The organism is Pseudomonas sp. EL_65y_Pfl2_R96 (genome assembly GCF_963970905.1).
In the GTDB taxonomy this organism is placed as follows: Bacteria; Pseudomonadota; Gammaproteobacteria; order Pseudomonadales; family Pseudomonadaceae; genus Aquipseudomonas.
In genome coordinates this window covers 1-3061 of the sequence record NZ_CAXAQH010000068.1, presented here as the reverse complement: position 1 = coordinate 3061, position 3061 = coordinate 1, and the positions used below count along the sequence as shown (strand labels likewise).

2 protein-coding genes and 1 pseudogene are annotated in these 3061 nt (G+C 57.1%); all 3 read left to right on the top strand.

All coding sequences use genetic code 11. The features are described from left to right. A partial coding sequence (locus tag AACY49_RS29350) for an RHS repeat domain-containing protein (protein ID WP_339527655.1) occupies positions 1 to 1178 on the top strand: 1178 nt, incomplete at its 5' end. Between the two features lie 13 nt (positions 1179 to 1191). Continuing rightward, positions 1192 to 1854 carry a hypothetical protein gene (locus AACY49_RS29345; RefSeq protein WP_339527653.1) on the top strand — a complete coding sequence of 221 codons (663 nt, stop codon included), beginning with the start codon at positions 1192 to 1194 and terminating at the stop codon, positions 1852 to 1854. Positions 1855 to 2145: 291 nt separating this feature from the next. Beyond that, positions 2146 to 3061, top strand: a pseudogene (locus tag AACY49_RS29340) (RHS repeat-associated core domain-containing protein); the annotation flags it as partial.

The following is a 3061-nucleotide window of genomic DNA, read 5'->3' as shown; positions in this document are numbered from 1 at the left end:
ACGCCACCGGCCGCATCATCGCCAGCCAGGACAGCCTGCACGGCCAGCGCGAAACCTTCGCCTACGACGCCGCCGCCAACCTGTTGGACGGCCCACAACCCGGCGCCGGGCTGGTGGTGCACAACAAACTGCTGACCTACCAGGACAAGCGTTACCGCTATGACGCGTTTGGCCGGATGATCGAAAAACGCAGCGCTAAACGAGGCTTGCAGCGCTTCGGTTACGACGCCGAAAGCCGATTGATTGAAGTGCGCAGCCAGAAAGGCGAGCGGGAAACGGTCGTGAAAATGACCTATGACCCACTGGGCCGACGCATCGCTAAAACCGAACATGACAGCCACGGCTATCCCTTGGGAGAAACTCGTTTCGACTGGGAAGGCTTACGCCTGTTGCAAGAGCATCGGCATAGCCAGACCAGCCTGTATATCTATGAAGAAGATAGCTATGCGCCGCTGGCTCGCGTTGATGGGACAGGCGAACACCAGAGCGTGCGGTATTACCACAATGACCTGAATGGGCTGCCGGAACAACTGACCGAAGTCGACGGGCATACGGTGTGGCAGACACGGTATCAGGTGTGGGGTAACACAGTTGAAGAGGTGCGGGAACCGTACTTCATCGAAGAGCAGAATTTGCGGTTTCAAGGACAGTATCTGGATCGGGAGATCGGGCTGCACTACAACACGTTTCGGTTTTATGATCCGGATGTGGGGCGGTTTACTACGCCGGATCCGATTGGGCTCGCGGGGGGATACAATCTCTACCAGTACGCTCCCAACTCCACCGGGTGGATTGACCCACTTGGGCTGCTAAAAGAAGGTGAGGTGGCCGGTTACGGTGCCAAAGCCCACAAGAATGATGGGCTGGAAGCACACGAGATTGTTCGTAATAAGTTTCTGGAAGGAAAAGGTATCGCAAAGGGCCGACGCTATAAAGGTAACCCTTCCATTGCGCTATCGCCCGAACATCACGACATGGTGCATGCCGAGGAAAATCGTTTGCGCCGTGCTCGCGGGCTGGGACCTAATCAAATGCTCAAGCGCGGGAAGCTGGAAATTCGCCTCATGTCCCAAGCTATTCACAACTCATTGGTCAGAACCGGCATCATCACCCAACAACAGGCACGAACAGCAAGGCGTTTATCCACATCATTCGCCAAAAGAAAAGGCTGCTTCTAAAGGATCACGGACTATGGGCATCAATCAAATCATCCTCTCCGAAAAAGACCATAACCTTGGACAAATAGGCGGGGGCGCTCGACTCACCGATATTGATCTGTGGCCAAAGGATCCAACCACCGGTCATTTGATGCTACCAGTGCTCATGATGACATCGGATTTCCTCAGCACTTCTTTTATACCGTCGGGTATGGCTCTGACAGTGTTCGTTTCCGTGGAGCGTGAAGGCGATACGTACAAACGGTCATCGTTACGCCAATTGACTGTCCACCAACAGAGCGAGATGGAAAAGCTGGTACAGGGACATAGTAAAGTTCTGCTTCATACGCTGGCGCCTTTCGAGCTTATGCCACCGACCCTGGAGGATCCGATTCCGCGAAGCTACATTGCCCAGCAACCCCTCACGGGCGAACAAATGACCGAAGAGCTGGAGGATCCGGACTGCGGCGCCAGTATCAGCAAAATATTAGGTCGCCCTGGCTGGTTGCAAGATCCGTTGTATGAAAGCCCTCGCTATTATTTTCTAGCCCAGATATTGGACGCCGACATCGCAAAAATCAGTTCTCGCCACGAAGGATTGTTCGGCGGTGGCATCGGCTACGTTTTTGCCGACAACCGGGCGAAAAAGATGAAGGAAGGCGACGAAGCTGGATATTTCCTCGTTCAATTTACCTGAGCTGTGCCCGTCATCGAGCTCACCAACGCCGTCTTTTTCAAAGGTATCGATCAGCCGGTTACGACGGCTGCGCCGCCGATAGGGAGCAAACTTCCCACGCCACGAACCGCATACGCCTTCGGGCCATGGCTCAAGTCCTGCCCCCCGCACTTCCGCCAATTTTATTCGGAGAACGAACATGAGCGCGTTAGAAAGGGCATTGATAAAGCTGCGTGGTATCCACAAAAAATTCCAGTTGGAAGGCAACTTCGAAAAGAATGGCCAGGTCAACACCACATGGCCACAAACGCTCGCTACGATCAGCACGGCAACTGTATCGCCGAAACCGATCCGTTGGGCCACATCACCCGTTACCGCTACGACACTCACGGCCAGGTCGTCGAGATCATCGACGCCACCGGCAAAAGCAAAAAACTGCGCTGGAACCCGTTCGGCCAACTGGTCGAACACATCGATTGCTCGGGTTATCCGACGCGGTTCAGCTATGACAACCGGGGCTATCTGCAAACCATCACCGACGCCCTCGGCGAACGCACCCAGTTCAGCTACGACGCCCAGGGGCGATTGCTCAGCAGCCAATTACCGGACGGGCGCACCGAGCAATATCAGCGCGACGTCAGCGGCCAATTGACCGGCTATACCGACCCGGCCGGGCACACCACGCTCTATCAACACAACCGTCGCGGCCAGGTCCGCCAGCGCACCGACGCCCAGGGCCGGCAAGTGCAGTTCGCCTACGACAGCTTCGGCCGACTGCAAGCGCTGACCAACGAGAATGGCGAAAGCTACCGGTTTGCCTAGGATGCTGGGGATCGGTTGACCGAGCAACAAGACCTGGATGGCAGCGCCAAGCGCTACGACTACGACCGCCTCGACAACGTCGCGGCGGTGACGGCGATGCCTGCGCCGTACGGCACGGGCCTGGCGCTCATTCCCGAAACACCGCCGGCACCCATCGTCCATCGCCTGGAACGCGACGCCGTGGGCCGGCTGATCGCCAAAGTCACCGACGATGGCCGCACCGACTACACCTACGACCCGCTGGACCAACTCACCGCCGTCACCTTCACCGACCTGCAGGGCAACGCCCAGACCCTGAGCTTCGCCTACGATGCCACCGGCCAGTTGCTCGCCGAAAACAGCGCCGCCGGCAGCCTGCACCACCACTATGACGAACTCGGCAACCTGATCCAGACCCAACTGCCCG

Excerpts from the sequence above, each read along its gene's own strand:
- AACY49_RS29345 (WP_339527653.1), top strand. The coding sequence starts at position 1,192 with ATGGGCATCAATCAAATCATCCTCTCCGAAAAAGACCATAACCTTGGA.